Origin of the sequence: Nocardia sp. PE-7, assembly GCF_030486425.1 — a bacterium.
GTDB lineage: Bacteria > Actinomycetota > Actinomycetes > Mycobacteriales > Mycobacteriaceae > Nocardia > Nocardia salmonicida_A.
Genome location: NZ_CP129614.1, coordinates 5,200,537 through 5,220,783 on the forward strand (window position 1 = coordinate 5,200,537; position 20,247 = coordinate 5,220,783).

General features: G+C 65.9%; 21 protein-coding genes, 1 other RNA gene and 1 pseudogene. 8 read left to right on the forward strand and 15 right to left on the reverse strand.

Going from position 1 to position 20,247, the window contains the following annotated elements; translation table 11 throughout:
• Window positions 1-32 precede the first annotated feature (32 nt).
• The 3 genes from QX204_RS24455 (at window position 33) to QX204_RS24465 (ending at window position 2,337) form a co-directional block, all read left to right on the forward strand.
• Window positions 33-1,334 carry an FAD-linked oxidoreductase, L-gulonolactone oxidase family gene (locus QX204_RS24455; protein WP_301902609.1) on the forward strand — a complete coding sequence of 434 codons (1,302 nt, stop codon included), beginning with the start codon at window positions 33-35 and terminating at the stop codon, window positions 1,332-1,334.
• Between the two features lie 140 nt (window positions 1,335-1,474).
• Window positions 1,475-1,888 carry an arsenate reductase ArsC gene (locus tag QX204_RS24460; RefSeq protein WP_301902611.1) on the forward strand — a complete coding sequence of 138 codons (414 nt, stop codon included), beginning with the start codon at window positions 1,475-1,477 and terminating at the stop codon, window positions 1,886-1,888.
• Between the two features lie 50 nt (window positions 1,889-1,938).
• On the forward strand, window positions 1,939-2,337 hold the full coding sequence (locus QX204_RS24465; RefSeq protein WP_301902613.1) for a VOC family protein: 399 nt from the start codon (window positions 1,939-1,941) through the stop codon (window positions 2,335-2,337).
• Here the strand turns inward: QX204_RS24465 and QX204_RS24470 are convergent.
• Entirely contained in the window at window positions 2,313-2,801 is a 489-nt protein-coding gene (locus tag QX204_RS24470; RefSeq protein ID WP_194826281.1) for an NUDIX hydrolase, read from the reverse strand. The two genes, QX204_RS24465 and QX204_RS24470, sit on opposite strands and share 25 nt — an antisense overlap.
• A 119-nt stretch (window positions 2,802-2,920) precedes the next feature.
• Window positions 2,921-3,616 (reverse strand): helix-turn-helix domain-containing protein, encoded by a 696-nt coding sequence (locus tag QX204_RS24475; protein ID WP_301902616.1) that lies wholly within the window; start codon window positions 3,614-3,616, stop codon window positions 2,921-2,923.
• Window positions 3,617-3,719: 103 nt separating this feature from the next.
• Here QX204_RS24475 and QX204_RS24480 point away from each other — a divergent pair, with 103 nt between their 5' ends.
• Complete coding sequence (locus QX204_RS24480) at window positions 3,720-4,583, forward strand: DUF1266 domain-containing protein (RefSeq protein ID WP_301902618.1); 864 nt, start codon at window positions 3,720-3,722, stop codon at window positions 4,581-4,583.
• Here the strand turns inward: QX204_RS24480 and QX204_RS24485 are convergent.
• A complete protein-coding gene (locus QX204_RS24485; RefSeq protein WP_301902620.1) occupies window positions 4,561-5,448 on the reverse strand; it encodes a hypothetical protein in 888 nt (295 codons plus the stop codon). The genes QX204_RS24480 and QX204_RS24485 overlap by 23 nt on opposite strands.
• Window positions 5,449-5,559: 111 nt before the next feature.
• Here QX204_RS24485 and QX204_RS24490 point away from each other — a divergent pair, with 111 nt between their 5' ends.
• Window positions 5,560-5,769, forward strand: coding sequence for a DUF5302 domain-containing protein (locus tag QX204_RS24490; protein ID WP_301902622.1), 210 nt, complete (start codon window positions 5,560-5,562; stop codon window positions 5,767-5,769).
• Between the two features lie 64 nt (window positions 5,770-5,833).
• Here QX204_RS24490 and QX204_RS24495 read toward each other — a convergent pair whose 3' ends face one another.
• The 4 genes from QX204_RS24495 to ssrA form a co-directional block, all read right to left on the reverse strand.
• On the reverse strand, window positions 5,834-6,895 hold the full coding sequence (locus QX204_RS24495) for a hypothetical protein (RefSeq protein ID WP_301902624.1): 1,062 nt from the start codon (window positions 6,893-6,895) through the stop codon (window positions 5,834-5,836).
• A 148-nt stretch (window positions 6,896-7,043) separates the two neighbouring features.
• A complete protein-coding gene (locus QX204_RS24500; RefSeq protein WP_301902626.1) occupies window positions 7,044-7,310 on the reverse strand; it encodes a type II toxin-antitoxin system RelE family toxin in 267 nt (88 codons plus the stop codon).
• On the reverse strand, window positions 7,307-7,561 hold the full coding sequence (locus QX204_RS24505) for a type II toxin-antitoxin system Phd/YefM family antitoxin (protein ID WP_301902628.1): 255 nt from the start codon (window positions 7,559-7,561) through the stop codon (window positions 7,307-7,309). Before QX204_RS24505 ends, QX204_RS24500 begins: the two co-directional genes overlap by 4 nt.
• Window positions 7,562-7,651: 90 nt before the next feature.
• Window positions 7,652-8,024: a transfer-messenger RNA gene (ssrA, locus tag QX204_RS24510) on the reverse strand.
• A 225-nt stretch (window positions 8,025-8,249) separates the two neighbouring features.
• Between ssrA and QX204_RS24515 the strand changes: the two genes are divergently transcribed.
• On the forward strand, window positions 8,250-9,548 hold the full coding sequence (locus QX204_RS24515) for an ABC transporter substrate-binding protein (RefSeq protein ID WP_301902630.1): 1,299 nt from the start codon (window positions 8,250-8,252) through the stop codon (window positions 9,546-9,548).
• 4 nt (window positions 9,549-9,552) lie between these two features.
• Here QX204_RS24515 and QX204_RS24520 read toward each other — a convergent pair whose 3' ends face one another.
• The 8 genes from QX204_RS24520 to QX204_RS24555 form a co-directional block, all read right to left on the reverse strand.
• Window positions 9,553-10,416, reverse strand: coding sequence for a DMT family transporter (locus QX204_RS24520; protein WP_301902632.1), 864 nt, complete (start codon window positions 10,414-10,416; stop codon window positions 9,553-9,555).
• Window positions 10,416-10,889, reverse strand: a complete 474-nt coding sequence (gene smpB, locus QX204_RS24525; RefSeq protein WP_301902634.1) for an SsrA-binding protein SmpB — start codon at window positions 10,887-10,889, stop codon at window positions 10,416-10,418. The genes QX204_RS24520 and smpB overlap by 1 nt, the downstream gene beginning before the upstream one ends.
• Window positions 10,890-10,937: 48 nt before the next feature.
• A complete protein-coding gene (locus tag QX204_RS24530; RefSeq protein ID WP_301902635.1) occupies window positions 10,938-11,876 on the reverse strand; it encodes an acyl-ACP desaturase in 939 nt (312 codons plus the stop codon).
• Between the two features lie 95 nt (window positions 11,877-11,971).
• Window positions 11,972-12,586, reverse strand: a complete 615-nt coding sequence (locus QX204_RS24535; RefSeq protein ID WP_301902636.1) for a YdcF family protein — start codon at window positions 12,584-12,586, stop codon at window positions 11,972-11,974.
• 309 nt (window positions 12,587-12,895) lie between these two features.
• Window positions 12,896-13,129, reverse strand: coding sequence for a WLR motif membrane protein (locus QX204_RS24540; RefSeq protein WP_301902637.1), 234 nt, complete (start codon window positions 13,127-13,129; stop codon window positions 12,896-12,898).
• A gap of 101 nt (window positions 13,130-13,230) precedes the next feature.
• Window positions 13,231-15,222, reverse strand: a complete 1,992-nt coding sequence (recQ, locus tag QX204_RS24545; protein WP_301902638.1) for a DNA helicase RecQ — start codon at window positions 15,220-15,222, stop codon at window positions 13,231-13,233.
• 94 nt (window positions 15,223-15,316) lie between these two features.
• On the reverse strand, window positions 15,317-16,102 hold the full coding sequence (gene hisN / locus QX204_RS24550; protein ID WP_301902639.1) for a histidinol-phosphatase: 786 nt from the start codon (window positions 16,100-16,102) through the stop codon (window positions 15,317-15,319).
• Between the two features lie 110 nt (window positions 16,103-16,212).
• Window positions 16,213-16,794: an NADPH-dependent FMN reductase gene (locus QX204_RS24555; protein ID WP_301902641.1), complete on the reverse strand. Its 582-nt coding sequence runs from the start codon at window positions 16,792-16,794 to the stop codon at window positions 16,213-16,215.
• A gap of 141 nt (window positions 16,795-16,935) precedes the next feature.
• On the opposite strand from QX204_RS24555, the pseudogene QX204_RS24560 reads away from it, so the two are divergent.
• A pseudogene (locus QX204_RS24560) lies at window positions 16,936-17,079 on the forward strand (transcriptional regulator); the annotation flags it as partial.
• A 357-nt stretch (window positions 17,080-17,436) separates the two neighbouring features.
• A complete protein-coding gene (locus QX204_RS24565; RefSeq protein ID WP_301902643.1) occupies window positions 17,437-20,130 on the forward strand; it encodes an ATP-dependent DNA helicase in 2,694 nt (897 codons plus the stop codon).
• Window positions 20,131-20,247 lie beyond the last annotated feature (117 nt).

Sequence of the window (20,247 nt, forward strand, 5' to 3'; positions counted from 1 at the left end):
CGCGTCACAGCGCATCCTCTACTGTTGGACACATGACCAAGAACACCTGGGTGAACTGGGCAGGCCAGCAGCGCTGCACACCCGCCGTCGTCGCCGCGCCGCGTGACGTCGAGGAACTGGCCGCGATAGTGACCGATGCGGCCGCCGCGGGCCGGACCGTGCGCGTGGCCGGGTCGGGGCACTCGTTCACCGACGCCGTACTCACCGACGGCACACTGGTAGATCTCAGTGGTCTGAACAAGGTCCTCGATGTCGACGTCGACGCCGGCCAGGTGCGCGTGGAGGCCGGGATCTCGCTGCACGCGGCGAGTCCCCTGCTACACGCCCACGGACTGGCCTTCCCCAATCTCGGCGACATCGATACGCAGAGCCTCGCGGGCGCCACCGCCACCGCCACCCACGGCACCGGCGCCCGGCTGCGCAATATCTCCGCGGCACTGCACTCGGTGGAGGTGCTGCGGGCCGACGGCACCCGGGTGGAGCTCAACGAGCAGACCGATCCCGACGGTTGGAAGGCGGCGCGGGTCAGCGTCGGCGCGCTCGGCGTCGTCACCGCGGCCACCCTGCAGCTCGAGCCGTCGTTCGTGCTCGAGTGCGTCGAACGGCCGGTGCCACTGAACGAGGTGCTCACCGATATCGACCGATTCGCCGACGGCAGTGATCATTTCGAGTTCTTCGCCTTCCCGCACAGCGACACGGCGATGACCAAGGCCATCGATCGCACCGAAGCGCCGGAACAACCGCGCGGCACGGTGAGCGAGTGGCTCAACGACATCCTGATCGCCAACCATGTCTACGACGGCCTGTGCAGGCTGGGTCGGCGAATTCCGGCCGCCATCCCCATGATTCACCGCGCGGCCACCCTGGCGGGCAGCAACAACCGCCAGGTCGACCGTTCCTACCGGGTGTTCTCCACGCCACGGCTGGTGAAGTTCAACGAGATGGAATACGCGATCCCGCGCGCGCACGCCGCCGAGGCGATTCGCGAAATCCTCGCACTGGGAAGGCGATTCGGTACGCCGATGCCGATCGAGGTGCGCTGGGTGGCGCCCGACGACGCCTTCCTGTCCCCCGCGGGCGGACGCGAGACCTGCTACATCGCGGTGCACCAGTACCAGGGCATGGTGTGGGAGCCGTATTTCCGCGCGTGCGAGGCGGTGTTCAACGCCTACGACGGCAGGCCGCACTGGGGCAAACGCCACTTCCAGACCGCCGAGACACTGCGCCCGCGCTACCCCGAATGGGACCGCTTCACCGCGGTCCGGCGACGCTTCGACCCCACCGGGGTGTTCGCCAACGATTACGTGCACCGGGTGCTCGGCTCACTCGGCTGAGCGTCACGGCGCGGACACTGCTCGGACAACAGCATCGCCGGATAGCCCGCACCCTCCCCCGCCGCGGCGCCCTGGTGGAATGATGACGGTGATACCCGAAGCGCCACAAGCACTTCGCCCCTGCGCCGAAAGGGCGACCAATGGCCCACACTCCCAGCGTGTTGTTCGTCTGCGCGCACAATGCGGGCCGATCGCAGATGGCGGCGGGTTTGCTGCGCGCCACCGCCGGTGATCGGATCGAGGTGCGCACCGCAGGCAGCGAACCGGCGGCGGCGCTCGACTCCACCGCGGTGGCGGCCATGGCCGAGATCGGGATCGACATCTCCGGCGAACGCCCGACGGCACTCACCGATGATGTCGTCGGGATCTCGGATGTGGTGGTCACGGTGGGAGGCGGCGAGCTGTGTCCGTACTTTCCCGGAATCAGCTACCGCGACTGGGTGCTGCCCGATCCCGCCGGGCAGCCGATCGAGGTGGTGCGCGGCATCCGCGACCACCTGCGGATCCTGATCGGGAATCTGGTCGGCGAACTGGTACCGGTGCCCGCGCGCTGACGTCCGATTCGTTCAAGACCGCACCCCACTCGGGTGCCTAAGCTGCGAATATGACTCCACAGCTCGATGTCGTGTCCGTTGTCGTTTCCGATATGGCCGCTTCGGTGGCCTTCTACCGCAGGCTGGGACTTGTTTTCCCGGACGGTGCCGAAGCCGAGGGCCATGCCGAGGCCGTGATCGGCGGTGGTCTGCGGCTGGCGCTGGACACCGAGGCGACGATCGCCTCCTTCACGCCCGACTGGCAACCGCCGACCGGTCCGGGCCGCAGCAGTCTGGCGTTCCGATGCGCCGATCCGGCCGAGGTCGACAAGCTCTACGCCGAACTCGTCGACGCCGGCCATCACGGAGAACTCGCACCGTGGGATGCCTTCTGGGGCCAGCGTTACGCCTCGCTCACCGACCCCGACGGGCACGGAATCGACCTCTACGCGCCGTTGCCCGCCGAATAGGCCGACCAGTCGTGGGGGTCGCGCTGACGCCGCTGGTAGCGGCCGAGCATCTCGCGGACCTCGTCGCTCACCGGGGGTTCTCCGGTGAGCCTCGTCCACAGGTGCGCGTCGTGGTCGGTGAGGGTCACCGGTCCCGACGCGGCCACGTCGACGACGAAGGTGAACTGTCTGGTGCGGGCGCCTTCGCCGGTCAGGTAGTCGAACTCGCCGAGGTAATCGCTGACGCCGGTGACCTCCAGCCCGGTTTCCTCCGCGACTTCGCGGGCCAGCGCTTCGTCGAGTGCCTCACCCGGCTCGACGACGCCGCTGGGCAACTCCCACCGTCCGCCGAGGAAATCCGATCGTCGACGGCGCAGGATGAGCACTCGATGATGGCGGACGACGACCGCGCCCACGACAAGCCGACGGATTTCGTCTCGTTCTGCCTCGATACGGAGCGTGGAGTACACGGATTCATCGATCATCAGGTCACATCCTCTCGTCGGTGTTCGGACCGAGCACTTGCGACGGGGCGTGCACTACCGAGCCTAAACCTTTCGTCACGCTGTGCCGAATGAGACTTTCCGGGCGGGCGGACGCCCGATCAACGGGTTTGCAAGGCGCGCACCGAGCATCCCGCCAGGTCACGGACCTCCCGGGACAGGTGTGCCTGGTCGGCGAAACCGGTCACCGCGGCGATTTGCGCAGCGGAATTTCCGCTGCGAAGCCCCGCCAACGCACGTTGAAAACGCAGAATACGGGCCAACATCTTGGGTCCGTAGCCGAAGGCGAACAGGGAACGCCGGTGCAACATCCGGGCCGACATCCCCGTCTGAGCGGCGGTTTCGGCGACCGTTGCGCCAAGCGACAAGGAATCGACGACGGCGGTCAGCGCCGGATCGGCCACGCCGTTATCGGCGGCGAGTCGTAATGCGACCGCCTCCAAGGCGGCAACGCGGTCGGGCGCGTTGTCGATGCGGTCGACGAGTTCCCTGGTGGTGCGCGAGGACGCTATCTCGGCCAGGTCGACCCGCTGATTCAGCAGTTCCACCGCGGGGACCCCGAGCAACGTGGGTGCGGTGCCCGGTGCGAACCTGATGCCGACGAACTCGCTCGCCCGCGCATTCGGCGCGAGGAACGCGCGACTGTCCGGCCCCGCCACCATCAGCGTGCCCTCGGTCCAGATCAGATCCATGCAGCCGTCGGGGAACACCGTGACGGGACCGGTGTGGGCGGGCATGGTTCGCGACCAGACCACCGCTCGGTCCAGCCTCGATTCGCGTTCCCGGTATTCCGCCACACGTCCGACGGTAGCCCTGCCCACCGACAGGCAGTTGCCGCACCGCGATCACCCGGTACGTAAGATCTGACGCCACGACGTTCGGCTCGGCAGAGGGGTGCCAATGCAACCGACAGCATCAGTGCAGGGTGGACGGCCACGGGTGGCGGGGTTTCCCGGAGCGGATATAGATATCGAGCCGGACGTGTGGTCCGGGGCGAGGATCGACGACGACCGGATCAGGGCTTTGGCCGTCGGCGCGTATTACGGGCGCAGTTGGGGCGCGCAGTGCGACGGCGTCGCGTTCCTGCCCGAGGAGCCCGACAGCGCGTCGACGCGGCGGGAGACCGCGATCGAAGGACTGCACGAGTCGTGGGGTGTCGACAACGCCGAGGACGCGCACGACACCGTGCGGCGGTTGCTGGCCGGGATGCACGCGCCGCTGTTCGAACTCGTCCATCCGCTCGCCGTCATGGCCGCGAGCGATACCGGCCGCGTCGACCGATCCGGATTGGCCGACGAGCACCGCGAATTCCTGCACACACTGTCGAGTTTCCGCGGCTATCGCGGGCCTGCCGGGATCGATCGCGACTACGACGCGTGGCTGCAAGCCATCAAGCTCGGCATCACCGACAGCCTGCCGACGCCACTGCAGATCGACGCCACCGCCTGGGATCTGGCACGGCTGGTGTTCATCGCCCGCGCCGCCTGCACGGCCGGGTATCTGACCGAGGACGAGGCGTGGGAGCACATGCTGACCGGGCTGGATCGGGCGCGTCAGCACTATCGCAACTGGCGACAGTTCGGCGACGGGTTCCTCACGGGGGCGATCTTCTGGGCGGCCACGCAGGATCTGTCGGCCGCGAAAAGCCAAGTGGCCGAACGTAGGCGGATGATCGCCGGGCTGCACCTTCGGCCGTCGAGTCCGTGGCGGCGGGTAGCCCTGCATCCGGGTGCGCCGGTGTTCAGCCCGGCATCGTCAGCATGATGCCCACGGCTTGACGGCGGAACGGGTCGTCGTCGACCATCCCCAGTTTGCGGCGTTCCACCAGCAGTTGCCATTCGCCGAAGAGGTCGGCCGAGCAGGGCATGGACTGGGTGATGGATCCGTCGACGTGCTCGATCTCGCAGGCCAGGCGGACGGCCTCGGTGATGCGGGTGAAGTCGGCGGGTTCCCAGTCGACGAAGTCCAGCTCGGTGCCCGCGCCCGAAATCCGCAGGGTGGCAACCTGTCCGGGGCTCGTACGCACTTCGGCATCGGTGAGGACCGAGACCGGGAATTCGTAGACCGCCCACGCGGAGACGAAGAGCAGGCGCAGCGTGGTGATCGCGACCAGACCCGGCGCACCTTCGTGGCCGGCCTGGGCCAGTTCGAGGACGTACTCGTCGGTGCGGGCGCAGCTGTGCAAGATGTCTATCTCACGTAAGGAATTGCCCGCGTGGCGCATTCGGTGCGCCGCCGCGGTGACATCGGGACGCCTTCGGCCGTTCGAACCCTGAACAGATTGCGGTGGAACGAGATTCGGTCGTGGTGGGAACACCCGGCGTAGGCTGACCAAGTCGCGTTCGACGGCTCTGATCAGAGCCTGCGCCTGCGCGCGTAGATCGGTTTCGAGGAACACCGGCACCGGGTGCCGATCCGTCGGCGCACCGTTGACCACGAACTGCGCCGACCGGAAGAACAGCAGCAGCGCCATCTGCCCGTCCTCGGTGTTCGCCAGCGCGATCCTGGCCAGTTCGGCCACACCCACGTCGAGCGCGATCTCGTTGTCGGCGCGCAGCGGCGTCGTCACCAGTCGCCCGTCCGCATACCGGACCGCTACTCGCGCACCCCATACTTCGATCAAAGCCACGTCCCTCCTGGCCTGCCCCGCATCGGTGGATCCTACCGAGGGGCCGTCGCGGGCAGGTCGATGGTCCTGCCGATGGTGTGCGAACGTGCGCTGAGGTGGCAGGCTGTAGGGATGCCCGATGAACAGGAAGTCTCCGCCGAACAGTCCGCGGACGCGCTCGAAACTCCGGAGGAGGCGACGAAGCGGAGGTTCCGTGAGGCGCTCGAGCGGAAGAACGGCCACTCCTCCGTGGGTGGGGCCGCCCAGAATTCCGCCAAAGTGCGTGGGACGCACGCGCAGGCGGGCGGGAAGCGCACCTTCCGCCGTCGCGCAGGCGGATAGTTTCGCGCAGCCCTGCGCCGTCGGCAATCATCTTGCGGTGCAGGGCTTTTCGGCGGAACGGGAGCTACTGCAAGCGGGAGGTATCGGCGTCCGCTTCGGTTCGAACGGCGTTCTCGAAGGTGGTGCCACTGTCCGCTTCGCTGAAGACCAGCCAACATCCCCGGATGGCGCCGAGCAGGTCTTCGAGTAGATCGATCGCGGGACGGGTGGGGTCAAGGCGGCAGATTCGGTAGCCGTCGGTCCAGTCGTCGGGATCGTCATCGTCGTCGTCGCGTTCCTCGATTTCCTGCGCGGCCTCGATGATGCCGTCCAGGTCGCGAACCTTGCCCTCGGAGGCGGCGATGGCGTCGGCGATCAGGTCGACCACCACCTCGGTCGGCGTCTCCCCCGCGCCGAGCCGTTCCAAGACCACGGTGGGAGTTTCCACCTGGAGTGCTTCGATGTCGTCGGCCTCGGCGACCACATCCACCGGTTCGAGGCCCGTGACCTCCCCGGCCACCGTCGCCGCGGCCCGCAGCCAGTGTGCGGCGGCGACCGATGCGGCGGCGGGGTCCAATTCGGTGAACAGGTCGATCGAGCCCAACGGGTTGGCCCGCAGCAGGCTGTCGGCCGCGTGCACCTGCACCGGGGAGATCTCCGGGCGGGTGAGTTCGACGGCCTGCCTGGCCCGACCCGCCAGATCGCCCAGTTCCGCGGCGATGATCGCCGCCTGCTCGGTGAGCACCTCGTTCACTACCCGGTCCACCAGGCTCGCGTCACCGATCGCATGGAGCACGCGACCCACGTGGTGCGCGGATTCCTCGATAGGGCTGTAGAAAACCAGCATGCACCCGTCCTCGTCGGGCAGATTGGGCGTGCGCAGCGCGGCTTCGACCTTCTCGAAGCGATTGCGCTCCTCGGCCCGCCGCCACGCTTCCCCGTTCTCGATATCGGGATCCCCGGCAGCGGTCGCCGGATGGGTGTAGGTCCGCCACTGGAACCGCGCCAGACTCGCCAGCGCCGCCGCCAGTTCCACCCCGTGTTCCGTCCCCGGCACCTCGGCGATCGTCTCGGCGAGATCACCCCGACCGGTCCCCCAGGTAGCGACCAGCGTTCCCGCCCCCGAGTCGTATGCATACCGCGTCATTCGCTCAGTTCTACGTGGCCGGTTCGCACCGCCCTCCACCAGGGTCTGACCATCAGGTCGCAGGTGGTCAGTTGCCGAGAAGAGCTCGCCCGTAGCTGGTACGACCCTGAGGTGATCACCCTGCTCCTGAGCGTCTGACGATGTCGACCTAGAGGTCGCGGTACACGTCCCGCCGCCACCCGACTTTCACGACCAGGATCACCAGTACTTCGTCCTGCACTTGGTAGACAACCCGGAACCGTCCCACCCGTAGCCGGTAGGCGTCGACGCCGGTCAGTTTCCGGATAGCCAGACCCTCGGCGTATGGATCGTCGCCGAGGATCGTGAGTGCGGTAAGGATTCGCATCGCGTCCCGCTGTTCCAAATCACGCAATTCACGCCGAGCCGATTCGTGGAAGCGGAACTCGTACTTCACCGACGCGCCTCGAAGATGTCGGCGAGCACCTCGGCCATGCTGACGGTCGCACTGCCGTCGACCAGCCGGGCGGCAGCTTCTCGGGCCAGCAGTGCGTCCTCGGCCTCGTCGACGGCTTCCACGACAGACAGCGGGACGAGCGCGGCAGCCGGGGTGCCGTCGCGAAGAATGATCACTTGCTCGCCGGCCTCGGCAGCATCGATGTATTTCGCCAGGTTGGCACGTAGTTCACGGGTGCTGATCTCGTCCATACCTTCAGCGTACACGCTGCCGTGTACACATGCTTTTGCGTCGCCAGAACACGAAAAAGCCCCTCACCTGCGTGTCAGGTGAGGGGCTCTTAGTGGAGCTGCCGGGAATCGAACCCGGGTCCTCCGCCGCGTCTTCAGGGCTTCTCCGTGTGCAGTTCGCTGTGTCTCTGCTCGGATCTCCAAGTCTCGCGAACAAGCCTGGATGACGATCCCAGTCGCTGTTAGATGTCCCATCCGACTCCGCGACCGAGCCGAACGGTAATTCCCTCTAGCTGATGCCAGTACCCGGGTCGAGGGACGAACCCGGACTGACAGAGACGACCTGGCTACTTAGGCAGCGAGGGCGTACTCGCGCTGATTGGAATCGGCGCTTAATTGGTTGCAGCGACGCTTACGGTGGTCTCTTGCCTGCACCGACACGCTTCCCCTGAATCAACGTACGCAGTCGAAACCGTTCAGCCCCGTACGTGCCCGCACCGTGCGGGCTAGTCATATTAACACCGGCGCGGCGTCGGTTCTTCCCATTATTTCTGCCAGCTCGTGGTGTCGCCTGAGTGATCTTGTAGCGAACCCTGCCAGATCGCCTCCGCGAATCCGGGTGGGACCGCCGGTGGAGGCAGGTACTGTTCTCGATCGGCCGCCCCGGAACTGTGAAATGTACTGGGCGACTGGAGCAAGGAGTTATCTCATGGCATTCACCAGTCAGCAGGGACTGCGCCGATTCGCGGCGATCCCTGCTGTTGCGAGTCTCGTGCTGGCCGCGGCCTGCTCGTCGGGCGAGTCCACCGCGGCGCCGGGCGTCACCAGCACGCCCTGTCCCGGTTCGGTGAACACCGATCGCGGGTGCATCTACCTCGGGGTGCTCTCGGATCTCGCGAACGGGCCGTTCACCCCGCTCGGCGCCTCGATGAACGACGGTCAGGTGGCGTTCTGGAAGCAGGTGAACGCGGCGGGCGGCATCGGTGGCTACGACATCGACATCAGCACCTATACCCGCAACACCTCCTACGATCCACGCACCCATCGCAGCGCGTACGAGAAGATCGAGCCGAACGTGCTCGCGTTGTCGATGAGTTTCGGGACCGCGCAGACCGTGGCGATGCTGAATCAGATGGACGCCGACGACATGGTGAGCACCGCGGCCACTCAGTGGTCGGGCTGGAACTATCGCAGCGCCGACCGCAATCTGGTGCTCAGCGCGGGCTACTCCTACTGCACCGAAGCGGTCACCGGGCTCGACTGGTTCGCCGAAACCCATTACACGCCACGCAACATCGCCGTCGTCGCCTATCGCGGCAACTACGGCGGCGACTACGCCAGTGGGGCGATGAAGTGGGCGCTGGCCAACGACGCGACCATCGCCGATCGCATCGATACCGGGCCCAATTCCGAGGTCGGCAATCAGGACGGGCCCGTGGCGGAGATTCTCGAGGCGGACCCGGATCTGGTGATGCTGGCCACCGGGCCCGGTGAGACCGCGGAGATCGTGGGCAAGCTCGTGAAGTCGGGTTTCACCGGCCGGTTCCTCGGCTCGCTGCCCACCTGGAACGCGGCACTGCTGCAATCGGCGGCCGCGCCCGCGCTGACCGCGCTCTACAACTACACGACCCCGGTCGACAGCTGGTCCGGCAACAGCGTGGGCGCCAAGCACGCCCGCGAGGCGATCACCGGTGAACCCGCCAACTTCGGTTACTCGCTGGGCTGGGCGATCACCTATCCGCTCAAAGCCCTGCTCACGACCGCGGCGGCCAACGGCGAACTCACCAGGGCAGGCCTGCGGCGCAGCGTGGAATCGATGAAACCCGACGGTGAGGGCATGGTCGTGATCCATCCGGCCGGAGCGGCCGAACCCGATCTGGCATCGGAATGGTCGGCGGTGTTCGAACCGGACAGTGCGGAACCGATGGGAGCCAGGGCGGTGAGCGTCGGCTATCAGGGCAAGACACTTGCCCGACTGGACCTGCACGAGCCCTGCACCCGGCTGTAGGGAGTCAGTTCGCGGCGATCATGGCGACCGCCGTGAGCGCGAGCACCATGCCTACCTTCTGGGTAGCGCTGACGCGTTCGCCGAGCAGGATCATCGCCAGCAGTACGGTCGCCGCCGGATACAGCGAGCCGATCACACTGACCACCGACAGCATCGCGCCGTGGAAGGCGTAGAGCAGTGCGGCGTTGGCTATCACGTCGAGCACGCCGACCGCGAGGGCCAGGCGAAGCGGTTCGCCGTGCAGGCCACGGAATTCGCCTGCTGCCAGCGCGGAGGTCCACACGACCGCTGTCGCCGCGACACGCTGGGCGAGCAGGGGCCACAGCCCGGCACTCGCCTCGGTCTCGTGCAGGAAGTAGAACGCGAAGCCGAAGGCCGCGCCCGACCCGACGGTGAGAAGCGCGACTCGGCGGGTGAAACGCAGTGGCCTTCCGCCGGTGATCTCCTCGGTGGTTTCGTCGGGTGCCTCCCGGCTGACGAGTACCACCGCGACCAGAGCGACGGCGATGCCCGCGATCGCGACCACCCCTGGCCGCTCGCCGAGAAAGAATCCGGCGAGGACCGGGATGCCCGCGACCAGCACCGCGGTGAGCGGCGACACCACCGACATGGGCCCGTCGGCGAGCGCGGCGTAGAACCACCACACCGCCAAGCCGCTGGCCACGCCCGCGGCCAGGCCCCACAGCATCGACGCGGTATCGGCGTGCCCGCCGACCAGCGGCGCGATCAACAACACCAGCAGCACCGAGAACGGGTACGACACCACGACCACCCGCAATGCGGTGACCCTGCGCGCCGCGATCCCGCCGAAGAAATCGCTGACTCCGTAACCCGCCGCCGCGACGAGGGCGAGCACGACCGACAGCACTAACGCATGCCCTTGACCCGCCGACCTATCTCACGGGTGACCTCGCGCTCGGCCTGCTTGCGAGCCAGATCCTGACGCTTGTCGTAGTCCTGCTTGCCCTTGGCGAGCGCGAGCTCCACCTTCACCTTGCCGTCGGAGAAGTACATCGACAGCGGCACCAGCGTCTGGTTGCCCTCGCGCGACTTGCCGACCAGGTGCTCGATCTCCCGCTTGTGCAGCAGCAGCTTGCGGGTGCGGCGCGGCGAGTGGTTGGTCCAGGTGCCGTGGCTGAACTCCGGGATGTGCAGCCCACGCAGCCAGACCTCGCCGTGGTCGACGGTCGCGAAGGCGTCGACCAGGGAGGCCTTGCCTTCGCGCAGGCTCTTCACCTCGGTGCCGACCAACGCGATCCCCGCCTCATAGACGTCGAGGATCGTGTAGTTGTGCCGCGCCCGGCGGTTGGTCGCGATGACCTTGCGCCCCTTTTCCCTCATAACGGTCAACTGTAAGTGACGGCGCCAGCGCTTTATTCCATGGCTGACTCAGACCCGCGCGGCCGCCCTGGCCATGGCGCGGTCACGCTGCTCTTCGAAACGGGCCGCCTTGACCTCGAGGTCGAGCAGGTAGGTGTGCAGCTCTTCGCGCGCGAGCTCGCCTTCGGGACCGAAATCGGTGCGCTCGAAGACTCGCCAGGTGCGCAGGGTCGGACGCAGCACGACGTCGAGGTGCTGACGCAGGTCGTAGACGCCGTGCTTGGCCAGCATGACCGCGTTGCGGCGGAAGTTGGGCTGGTTGAGACCGGGCATCTGGAAACGCAGGATCACGTCGGTGATCGCCTGCATGGCCGCATCGGGGGTGAGGTCGAGGGCCGCGGCACAGAGCTTGCGGTAGAAGACCATGTGCAGGTTCTCGTCGGCGGCGATGCGGGCCAGCATGCGGTCGGCGACCGCGTCGTTGCACAGGGCGCCGGTGTTGCGGTGGCTGATTCTCGTCGCGAGTTCCTGCAAGGTGACGTAGGCGACGCCTTTGAGGAATTGCGAGCCCTTCTCGGGCTTGGCGATGCCCGCGGTCATGTGCGCCATCCTGGCCTCTTCGAGCGCGACTGGGTCGACGGCGCGCGTCACCACGAGGTAGTCGCGCAAGACGATGCCGTGGCGGTTCTCCTCGGCGGTCCACCGGCCGACCCAGGTGCCCCAGGCGTTGTCGAAGCCGAAGGTGTCGGCGAGTTCGCGGTGGTAGGAGGGCAGGTTGTCCTCGGTGAGCAGGTTGGTGATCATCGCCGCCTTGGCGACCTCGCTCAGTCGCGACTGCTCGGGGTCCCAGTCGTCGCCGCCCATGGCCGCGAAGTTGCGGCCCTCGTCCCACGGCACGTAGTCGTGGGGGTGCCACATCTTGGCCTTGGCCAGGTGGTCGTTGAGGTTGGCTTCGGCCGTCGGCTCGAGCTCGGCGAGGATGTCGCTGTCGGACAGGTGGAGCGTCATAGGTCGACGTTACGAGGCCGGAGGTCGGTTCTCCCCGTGATTGCCGAGATTTCCGCGACTACTCATCATGCGGTCGACACTGCGGCGATGATCGGTCACAGCCTCCCCTGATGGGGGCCGAAGCCGCCGACGTGCAGCGGCACCGATTCCCACTGGGCGCGGTCGGGGGTGAGGTCGCCGACCACGAGCACGCCCGCGTCGTCGAAGGCGCCTCTGGCTCGGGCGATGTGGTCCTCCGAGGTGACCAGGACGACCGAGCGCAGCCCCCGTTCGGACAGCATCGACGCGGTGTTGCGGGCATTGGCCACCGTCGAGTCGGCCTCGGATTCGCGCAGGATCCGGCTCTGGTCGATGCCCGCGGCCACCAGCCAGTCGGCCATGGCATCGGCTTCGGACAGACCGGCTTGCGGATTGCCGCCGGTGACGATGATCGGCGACCACGGCGCGAAGACTGCCTGGGCCAAGCCGGCGCGCAGTCGTCGGACCAATTCCTCACGCATCGTGCCCTCCGGTGTCAGGCCGTAGCCGAGCACCACCACCGCGGTATCGGGGCCGTAGATCCCGGGCAGGACGGGCGTGCCCAGTGCCCGCGCGAAGTCGAGACCGGGTGGCGCCGGTACGTCGGCACCGGCGGGGACCGGCACCAAGGCCAGTCCGGTGACCGCTATCGCGGCGCACACCACACGCTTACTCCAAGTCCACCGCACCATTGCCGTCGCCTCCTCGAGCTCGGGCCGATCTGCAGTGATCGGTCCCGCTCGGCAACAGTGCGCCGGGGAGACATCGGCGGGTATCCCTTTGACCTGCGGCTACGACAATTCACATGCACATGTCGGCCGATGCTGGTGCAGGGCATCGCAAAATTTCCGGAATCGGCTGCCGGGTCGAGGTAGCGCACGATCGAACGGTAGGCACCGCAGCGACCAACGGCGTACGACCATCAGTGAGGCAGCACTGATCCGGCAGCGGCACATGGGAAATTGTCGAAACGCGGGCGATCGGTCGGCGGAGCGCGAACGTCAGCCCGGGCTCAGCACGAGGTAGAGAACCAAGGCGGTGGTGAAGATCGCGATCAGCGCGATGGTCGACCAGCGTGGCCTGCCGCGGTGGATCACGCCGTGGTGGGCGCCGAGCAGGGTGGGCGCGACGACCGGGTCGATGTGGCGGTGCGGCATGGGAGGAGTCGGGGCGTCGGCGCCCGCACTCGGGCTGCTGCCCGACGTATCGTCGTCCGAGCCTTCACCATTCGACATGACTCGACAGTAACTCGGTGTCGTCCGATTCGGCGCGGGTTCCTTTCCGCCGCGCGTGTACACCTCTTGTCGGCGGCGCGGGGCGACAGCGGGGGTGCGCCCTACTCCTCACCCAGTGTCGTCAGCACCCCCTCCCCGTAGCGGGCCAGTTTGTTCTCGCCGACGCCGGCGACGGTGCCGAGTGCGGCGAGGTCGGCGGGCTTGCGCGCGGCGATCTCGCGCAGGGTGGCGTCGTGGAAGACCACGTAGGCGGGCACGCCCTGTTCCTTGGCGGTGGCGGCACGCCAGGCCCGCAGCCGCTCGAACAGTCCGACGTCGGCGGCGGGCAGGTCGGCGGTCGCCTTGGCCGATCTCGAGCTGCGCGCGGGGCGGGCGGCGCGTTCGGGTTCGCGCCGCATCGGCACCTTCCTGCCCTCGAACAGCACCTCGTTGCTCTCGTCGGTCAGTGCGAGCACACCGTATTCGCCCTGTACCGCGAGCAGGCCGCCCGCGAGCAGCTGCCGGACCACACCGCGCCATTCGGTATCGCGCAGATCGGTGCCGATGCCGAACACCGAGAGCTCGTTGTGGCGATGCTGGGTGATCTTCTGGTTGGACTTGCCGAGCAGGATGTCGACGAGGTGGCCCGCGCCGAAGGCTTGTCCGCGTTCGCGTTTGAGCCGCAGCACCGTGGACAGCAGCTTCTGGGCGGGCACCGTGCCGTCCCAGGTTTCGGGTGGGTTCAGGCACACGTCGCAATTGCCGCAGGTGCCACCGGTCTGGCCGAAATAGTTGAGCAGCCGCGCGCGACGGCAACCGACCGTCTCGCACAGAGCGAGCATGGCGTCGAGGTGGAGTTGCAGCTGCCTGCGATGGGCGGCGTCGCCCTCGCTGGAGTCGATCATCTTGCGTTGCTGCACAACATCATTGAGGCCGTAGACCATCCAGGCCGTCGACGGCAGACCGTCGCGGCCCGCGCGGCCGGTCTCCTGGTAGTAGCCCTCGACCGATTTGGGCAGGTCGAGGTGGGCGACGAAACGCACGTCGGGCTTGTCGATACCCATGCCGAAGGCGATGGTGGCGACCACGATCAGGCCGTCTTCGCGCAGGAATCTGGACTGGTTCTCGGCGCGGGTCCGAAAGTCGAGACCCGCGTGATAGGGCACCGCGCGGATGCCGTTCTCGTTGAGCATGGCCGCGGTCTTCTCGACCGAGTTGCGCGAGAGGCAGTAGACGATGCCCGCGTCGCCGGGGTGCTCGGCGCGGATGAAGTCGAGCAACTGGCGATCGGCGCGGTTCTTCGATTCGATCCGGTATTGGATGTTGGGTCGGTCGAAGCTGGAGATGAACTGCTTCGCGGCGCCCAGATCGAGCCGTTCGACGATCTCGGCGGCGGTCTTCTCGGTGGCGGTCGCGGTGAGCGCGATACGCGGGACATCGGGCCAGCGCTCGTGTACCAGCGACAGCGCGAGGTAGTCGGGCCGGAAGTCGTGGCCCCACTGCGACACACAGTGCGCCTCGTCGATGGCGAACAGCGCGATCTTGCCGCGGTCGAGTAGCCGCAGCGTGGCTTCCAGTCGTAGGCGTTCCGGCGCCAGATACAGCAGGTCCAGATCGCCCGACACGAACTGCGCCTCCACGGTCCGCCGCTGATCCGGCGACTGGGTGGAGTTGAGGAACCCGGCCCGCACACCGAGAGCGCTCAGTGCGTCGACCTGGTCCTGCATGAGCGCGATCAGCGGTGAGACGACGACGCCGACGCCATCACGTACCAGCGAAGGCACCTGGTAGCAGAGCGATTTGCCGCCGCCGGTCGGCATCAGCACCAGCGCGTCGCCACCGCCGACGACCTGTTCGACGATGGCCGCCTGGTCGCCACGGAAGCTGTCGTAACCGAAGACGCGGCGGAGCACTTCGTCGGCGGTCTCGCCGCGATCGGGAGCCGCGACCCGGCCGGGGGTGGCCGGGGCGAGATCGTCGAAGTGGAAGCCGCCGGTATCGGCGAAGTCGTGCTCGGAGACGTAACCGCCGTCGGACGGATACGCGTCGTCGGGTGGGAAGTCCTCGGGCGGGAAGTCATCGACATCGGGGGCTGTGGCGCCGGAATTGCTCACCGGGCCATCCTACGAGCGAGCGCCGGGCGCGCAGCCCGTCGACCGGAGCCGACGGCGGCGGATGCGGAAGTTGCTCACCTGTGGATAACTCGATTCATCCACGCAAACGGGGCAGGACCTCGTCGTGGAGCAGCCCGTTCGTCGCCACGGCGTCGCCGCCGTGCGGACCGGAGCGCCCGTCCAGGGAGGTGAACGTGCCGCCCGCCTCACGAACCAGGATGTCGAGAGCGGCCAGGTCCCACAGGGAGACCTCCGGCTCGGCGGCGATGTCCACCGCACCCTCCGCGACCAGGCAATAGTTGAAGAAGTCGCCGTAGCCGCGAACCCGCCAGACCTCGTCGGTGAGGTCGATGAGCTTGTCGCGCAGGCCGCGCTCGTGCCAGCCGGACAGACTCGAGATGGCCAGGCTCGCGGCGTCGAGGTCGGCGACCGCGGACACCGAGATCGGCTTCGGCGCCCCCGGGTGGACCTGCGCCCACGCGCCCGAACCGACGGCGGCCCACCAGCGCCGACCCAGTGCGGGCGCGCTCACCACGCCGACCACCGGAACGCCGTCGTCGAGCAGGGAGATCAGGCTGGCCCACACCGGCACACCGCGGACGAAGTTCTTGGTGCCGTCGATCGGGTCGACTACCCACTGCCTACCGGTGAACTCGACGTCACCACCGAATTCCTCGCCGAGGACGGCGTCGCCGGGGCGTTCCTCGGCGAGTACGCGGCGGATCAGCTGTTCGACCGCGAGATCGGCATCGGAGACCGGGGTGAGGTCGGGCTTCGAGTCGACTTTCAGGTCGACGGCGCCGAAGCGCTCCTGTGAGATGGCGTCGGCCTGGTCGGCCAGTCGCAGGGCAAGGTCCAGGTCAGCGGAGTAGGCAGCCACGCGGAGAGTGTATTCGCCGACCCGACGCGGTCGCGTCAGCGGCGTCACCGACAGCGGTGCTGTCGGCCGGCCGCCCTCGGCTGCGTCAGCCGGGCGTGCGCGAACCGTGATCAGGCCACGATCTCGGCTGTTCTCGCCGCGACCAGAGCGCTTGTCCACCAGTGCAACTGATCGAGCAGTGCCGCGGCGGCGCCTTCGGGCTCCTGCGGGTCCCGGAGGCTGCCGTTCTCGTCGAAGAGCATGTAGTAGCGCGGGAACGAGACGTAGTTGCGCACGGTGTGGGCGTTGAGTTCGTTGAAGACCTGACGCAGATGCTCGATCGCCAGGAGTCCACCGGAGCCGCCGCTGTAACCGACGAAGCCGATCGCCTTGGCGTCCCACTGGGTGAAGTGCCAGTCGATGGCCGCTTTGAGGGCTGCCGGGTAGCTGCGGTTGTAGTCGGGGGTGACGATCACGTAGGCGTCGGCGGCGGCCAGGCGGTCGGTGAGGTCGCGCATGTCGGCCGGGCGGACCGGGTCGGGGTCCAGGGCGGGCGGCACGGCGGGCAGGGCAGGCAGCGTGGTGTCGGCGAGGTCGATGATGTCGACCTCGAAGCGGTCGTCGACCTGCTCGGCGAACCAGTTCGCGACCACCGGGCCGAATCGGCCTTCGCGGACACTGCCGATGATGATGGCGAGCTTCAGTGTGGACACGATGTACTCCTCTTCGTCGCACCGGCCCGATCAGCCGGTACGACCAAATCTCGCGGATCGCGAGCGTCGCAGGGAGACCACGCTGAGAGTGGTAGTGGCACGGCCACTCTCCCGTCCACCGAGCTGGGTACCGTCGAGGAGGTGAGCGACAACGAACTCGGGCTGTTCCTGCGGACCCGCCGCGAGGCGGTCTCCCCCACCGAGGTCGGGCTGCCGGTCGGCCAGCGCAGACGCACGCCGGGTCTGCGCCGCGCGGAGGTCGCGATGCTCGCCGGGGTGAGATCTCGGTTACACGCTCGTTCGAATTTCTGCTCGCTGCATGTGGGCCGCGAGTTCAGACAGGTAGATGTTCTGCGCGCGTGAGCCGAAGGTTGGCGGCCAAGTTTCACACGAATGACGCGGTAGCCCTCCCGCCGCGATAGCTCTGCGTGATCTTCGTAGTACCAGCAAGACTCCGACACTGGGGAGGACGCGGGCCGACACCGTATGATCATCGATGCAGGCCGAGCTGGGCAACTCGTCTCAACTGCGAACGCGCCCAATCTCGGCTTCTTGGCCCAAGAATACAGGGAAGTGCGACCTTGAAGCTGTGCATGAGGCATTGACTCGGGCGCTCGATGGAAAGGGCGCGTAGGCAGAGGCGTGAGTACCGTTGACCAGCAGATCCAGAGCGCCGCGAGTGCGATCTCATCCAACATCATTGCGCTGAGCCATGATCGAGCCCTCCTTGCTCAAAACATCCTGAGTCAGCTCCGCAACCTGGTCGAGGGAGTTGCGGTCAGGCTCCACGCCGGTCGGGGCGACGTAGAGTTTCAATATGCGGCCGTGGGCGCAGCGATGTCTCACGTTGGTTCGAAGGGGCAAATTAACTTCCTCTTGCGGTTCCACAAGCTGCTGCAGATCAGCACTTCGCACTACACAATGGGCGGCGACCCATCAGAGCGACTCATGCTCAAGTACTACGACTATCTGCATCGCATTCGCGACCTGACGGGCACCCAGCTCGGGCTCAACATCCTTGACAATCTGGAAGACTTTCCCGTCGATCTCGATCCGTCTTTGAAGGAGTACTACCAGAAGATCTCAGAACGGATTGTTGCTGTACAGGGAGCGCCGCTGATAGAGCCTCGGAAGGATCGTTATTACATCCACGCGGTGCGCCCGTTCTACGCGAGTGGGCAGGTCTACTACGAGGTGACCTTCTACAACGCCGTCAATCGGGTCAGTAAGTTCGACCGCATCATCGCCTTCACCAACATAGACATCACCGACAAATACGCAGCAAATCTCGTCCTCGAACGCGACTCGATCGAAGTACTGGGTCAGACGATGCCAATCACGATCATTCGCGACTGGGAGGTGTCGATTCGTCCGTGCGAGTTTGACAACTTCGCTCTAATTTTCGACCAGCATGTTAAGATCTCGACCGGAAGCTCCGAGTATCGAAACCTGATGAAATACTTGACAACGACGGCGTCAAATTTACTCGACATTGTCGACATAGGAGATGCGCAATACGACTTGTTGAAAGCGTGGGCCACGAAGAAGTCGCAGCACCCGCGGATCTTTCCGGTTTTGGACCTGGCACGTCAGACGATCCAGTCTGCAAGCCCAGGTCACAATGTCCTGCGCTATCTGATGTTGCGGATGCGCAACCAGATCATCAGGTTGCAGCACGCTCACGAGAAGTATGGTGCGCTGTCGAATCTGCACCTCCGATACGGGTGCAAACCATTCGACAGTATGCCGTTCTGCACCTCATTGGTCGGCCACAACCCTCGCTTCGCTGATCTCGCCGAGAGCCTGGACATGACGGGGCGCACCCACGAACTTCTCGCTCGCCGGGTGAAGACCAATATCGAGGATCGCGGCATGCTGTACACGCCGGTTGCCGATGTCGAGTCACTGGGAGAGGTCGACTCGCTGATGTCGACCTACAACGCGCAGGTGTACTACAAGCACACGGGCCGCAAGATGCTGAAGGATAAGGGACACGTCTTCATCAGGGACTACGAGGATGGCACGGCCGCGATCATCGAAAAGTTGCAAAAGCACGCGGCGTCTGGCATCGCTGGATATCAGGGCGCGGTCAAGCAATGGCTCGCCCAAACGACTCCCGCTCCGGATGACCCGATCAAAGTTCAATCTCTCGAAGAGTTGTTCGTCGACTCGCACGTGGCGTTGATCTACGGAGCAGCTGGCACAGGTAAGTCCACGATGGTCAGCTTGATCGCCAACTACTTCAATGACAACGAAAAGATCTTCCTGGCCCACACCAACCCGGCCGTCGACAACCTCAAGCGCCGAGTCGGTGCACAGAACGCGACCTTCCGCACAATCAGTAGTCAGATTAGCCGCGACGATGCGACCGACTACGACGTACTGGTCATCGATGAGTGCAGTACGGTCAGCAATTCCGACCTCCTCAAGGTGATCGACAGCACGTCCTTCAAGCTCCTTGTGCTCGTCGGGGATATTTACCAGATTGAGTCAATCCAATTTGGCAACTGGTTCACACTTGCCCGCTCCTTCGTCCCGGCTACCGCGGTGTTCGAGCTAACGACGCCGTACCGGACTAAAAACGCCGACCTGCTGGATCTGTGGTCGACAGTCCGTGACTTGAAGGACGACATCGCCGAGACCCTGGCGCGCAACAGCTACTCCACTGTACTGAACGAGAGTCTCTTTCAAGCACAGCGGGAAGACGAGATCATCCTGTGCTTGAACTACGACGGCCTATACGGGATCAACAACGTCAACCGATTTCTCCAGAGCAGCAACACCGGCGCCGCGACAACGTGGGGAGCCTCGATCTACAAGATCGGAGACCCTATTCTCTTCAATGAGACTGACCGCCTACGTCCCCTCATCTACAACAACCTCAAAGGAAAGATCGTCGACATCCAGACCTTCCCCGGCCGAGTGCAGTTCGACGTGTCGCTCGACCGCCCGGTGACGGAGTTTGACGTCGATGGCTTCGACCTCCGCTACGTCGAGGACTCGACGGTGCGATTTGATGTTTACGAGCGAGGCAGTGGTGACGACGATGACGACTCGACATCCGGGTCGGTGCCGTTCCAGGTCGCGTATGCTGTCTCGATCCACAAGGCTCAAGGTCTGGAGTACGACTCGGTGAAGGTCGTGATCACCGACGCCAACGAGGACGACATCTCGCACAACGTCTTCTACACGGCAATCACCAGGGCGCGCGAGCGCCTCCAGATCTTCTGGACGCCCGAAACCGAGCACGCCGTTCTCAACAGCCTGCAGCGGAATGTCAACAAGAAGGACGTAACGCTACTGATGAAGCGTCGCGGGTTATCCCCAATGCCATGACAAAGTTATCCATGCAGTGGCTGACGGTTAGACCTCTCGCACTCAACGTACCTGGCCATTATTCAGGCAATCGTTGCTTGGCAGATGCGAATCCTCTTTCGATCTAAGCCATCCCTT

What these genes read in the sequence shown, in the direction of transcription:
- QX204_RS24455 (WP_301902609.1), top strand. Translation starts at nt 33, where the DNA reads ATGACCAAGAACACCTGGGTGAACTGGGCAGGCCAGCAGCGCTGCACA.
- QX204_RS24460 (WP_301902611.1), top strand. Translation starts at nt 1,475, where the DNA reads ATGGCCCACACTCCCAGCGTGTTGTTCGTCTGCGCGCACAATGCGGGC.
- QX204_RS24465 (WP_301902613.1), top strand. Translation starts at nt 1,939, where the DNA reads ATGACTCCACAGCTCGATGTCGTGTCCGTTGTCGTTTCCGATATGGCC.
- QX204_RS24470 (WP_194826281.1), bottom strand. Translation starts at nt 2,801, where the DNA reads ATGATCGATGAATCCGTGTACTCCACGCTCCGTATCGAGGCAGAACGA.
- QX204_RS24480 (WP_301902618.1), top strand. Translation starts at nt 3,720, where the DNA reads ATGCAACCGACAGCATCAGTGCAGGGTGGACGGCCACGGGTGGCGGGG.
- QX204_RS24490 (WP_301902622.1), top strand. Translation starts at nt 5,560, where the DNA reads ATGCCCGATGAACAGGAAGTCTCCGCCGAACAGTCCGCGGACGCGCTC.
- QX204_RS24495 (WP_301902624.1), bottom strand. Translation starts at nt 6,895, where the DNA reads ATGACGCGGTATGCATACGACTCGGGGGCGGGAACGCTGGTCGCTACC.
- QX204_RS24505 (WP_301902628.1), bottom strand. Translation starts at nt 7,561, where the DNA reads ATGGACGAGATCAGCACCCGTGAACTACGTGCCAACCTGGCGAAATAC.
- QX204_RS24515 (WP_301902630.1), top strand. Translation starts at nt 8,250, where the DNA reads ATGGCATTCACCAGTCAGCAGGGACTGCGCCGATTCGCGGCGATCCCT.
- smpB (WP_301902634.1), bottom strand. Translation starts at nt 10,889, where the DNA reads ATGAGGGAAAAGGGGCGCAAGGTCATCGCGACCAACCGCCGGGCGCGG.
- QX204_RS24530 (WP_301902635.1), bottom strand. Translation starts at nt 11,876, where the DNA reads ATGACGCTCCACCTGTCCGACAGCGACATCCTCGCCGAGCTCGAGCCG.
- QX204_RS24535 (WP_301902636.1), bottom strand. Translation starts at nt 12,586, where the DNA reads ATGGTGCGGTGGACTTGGAGTAAGCGTGTGGTGTGCGCCGCGATAGCG.
- QX204_RS24540 (WP_301902637.1), bottom strand. Translation starts at nt 13,129, where the DNA reads ATGTCGAATGGTGAAGGCTCGGACGACGATACGTCGGGCAGCAGCCCG.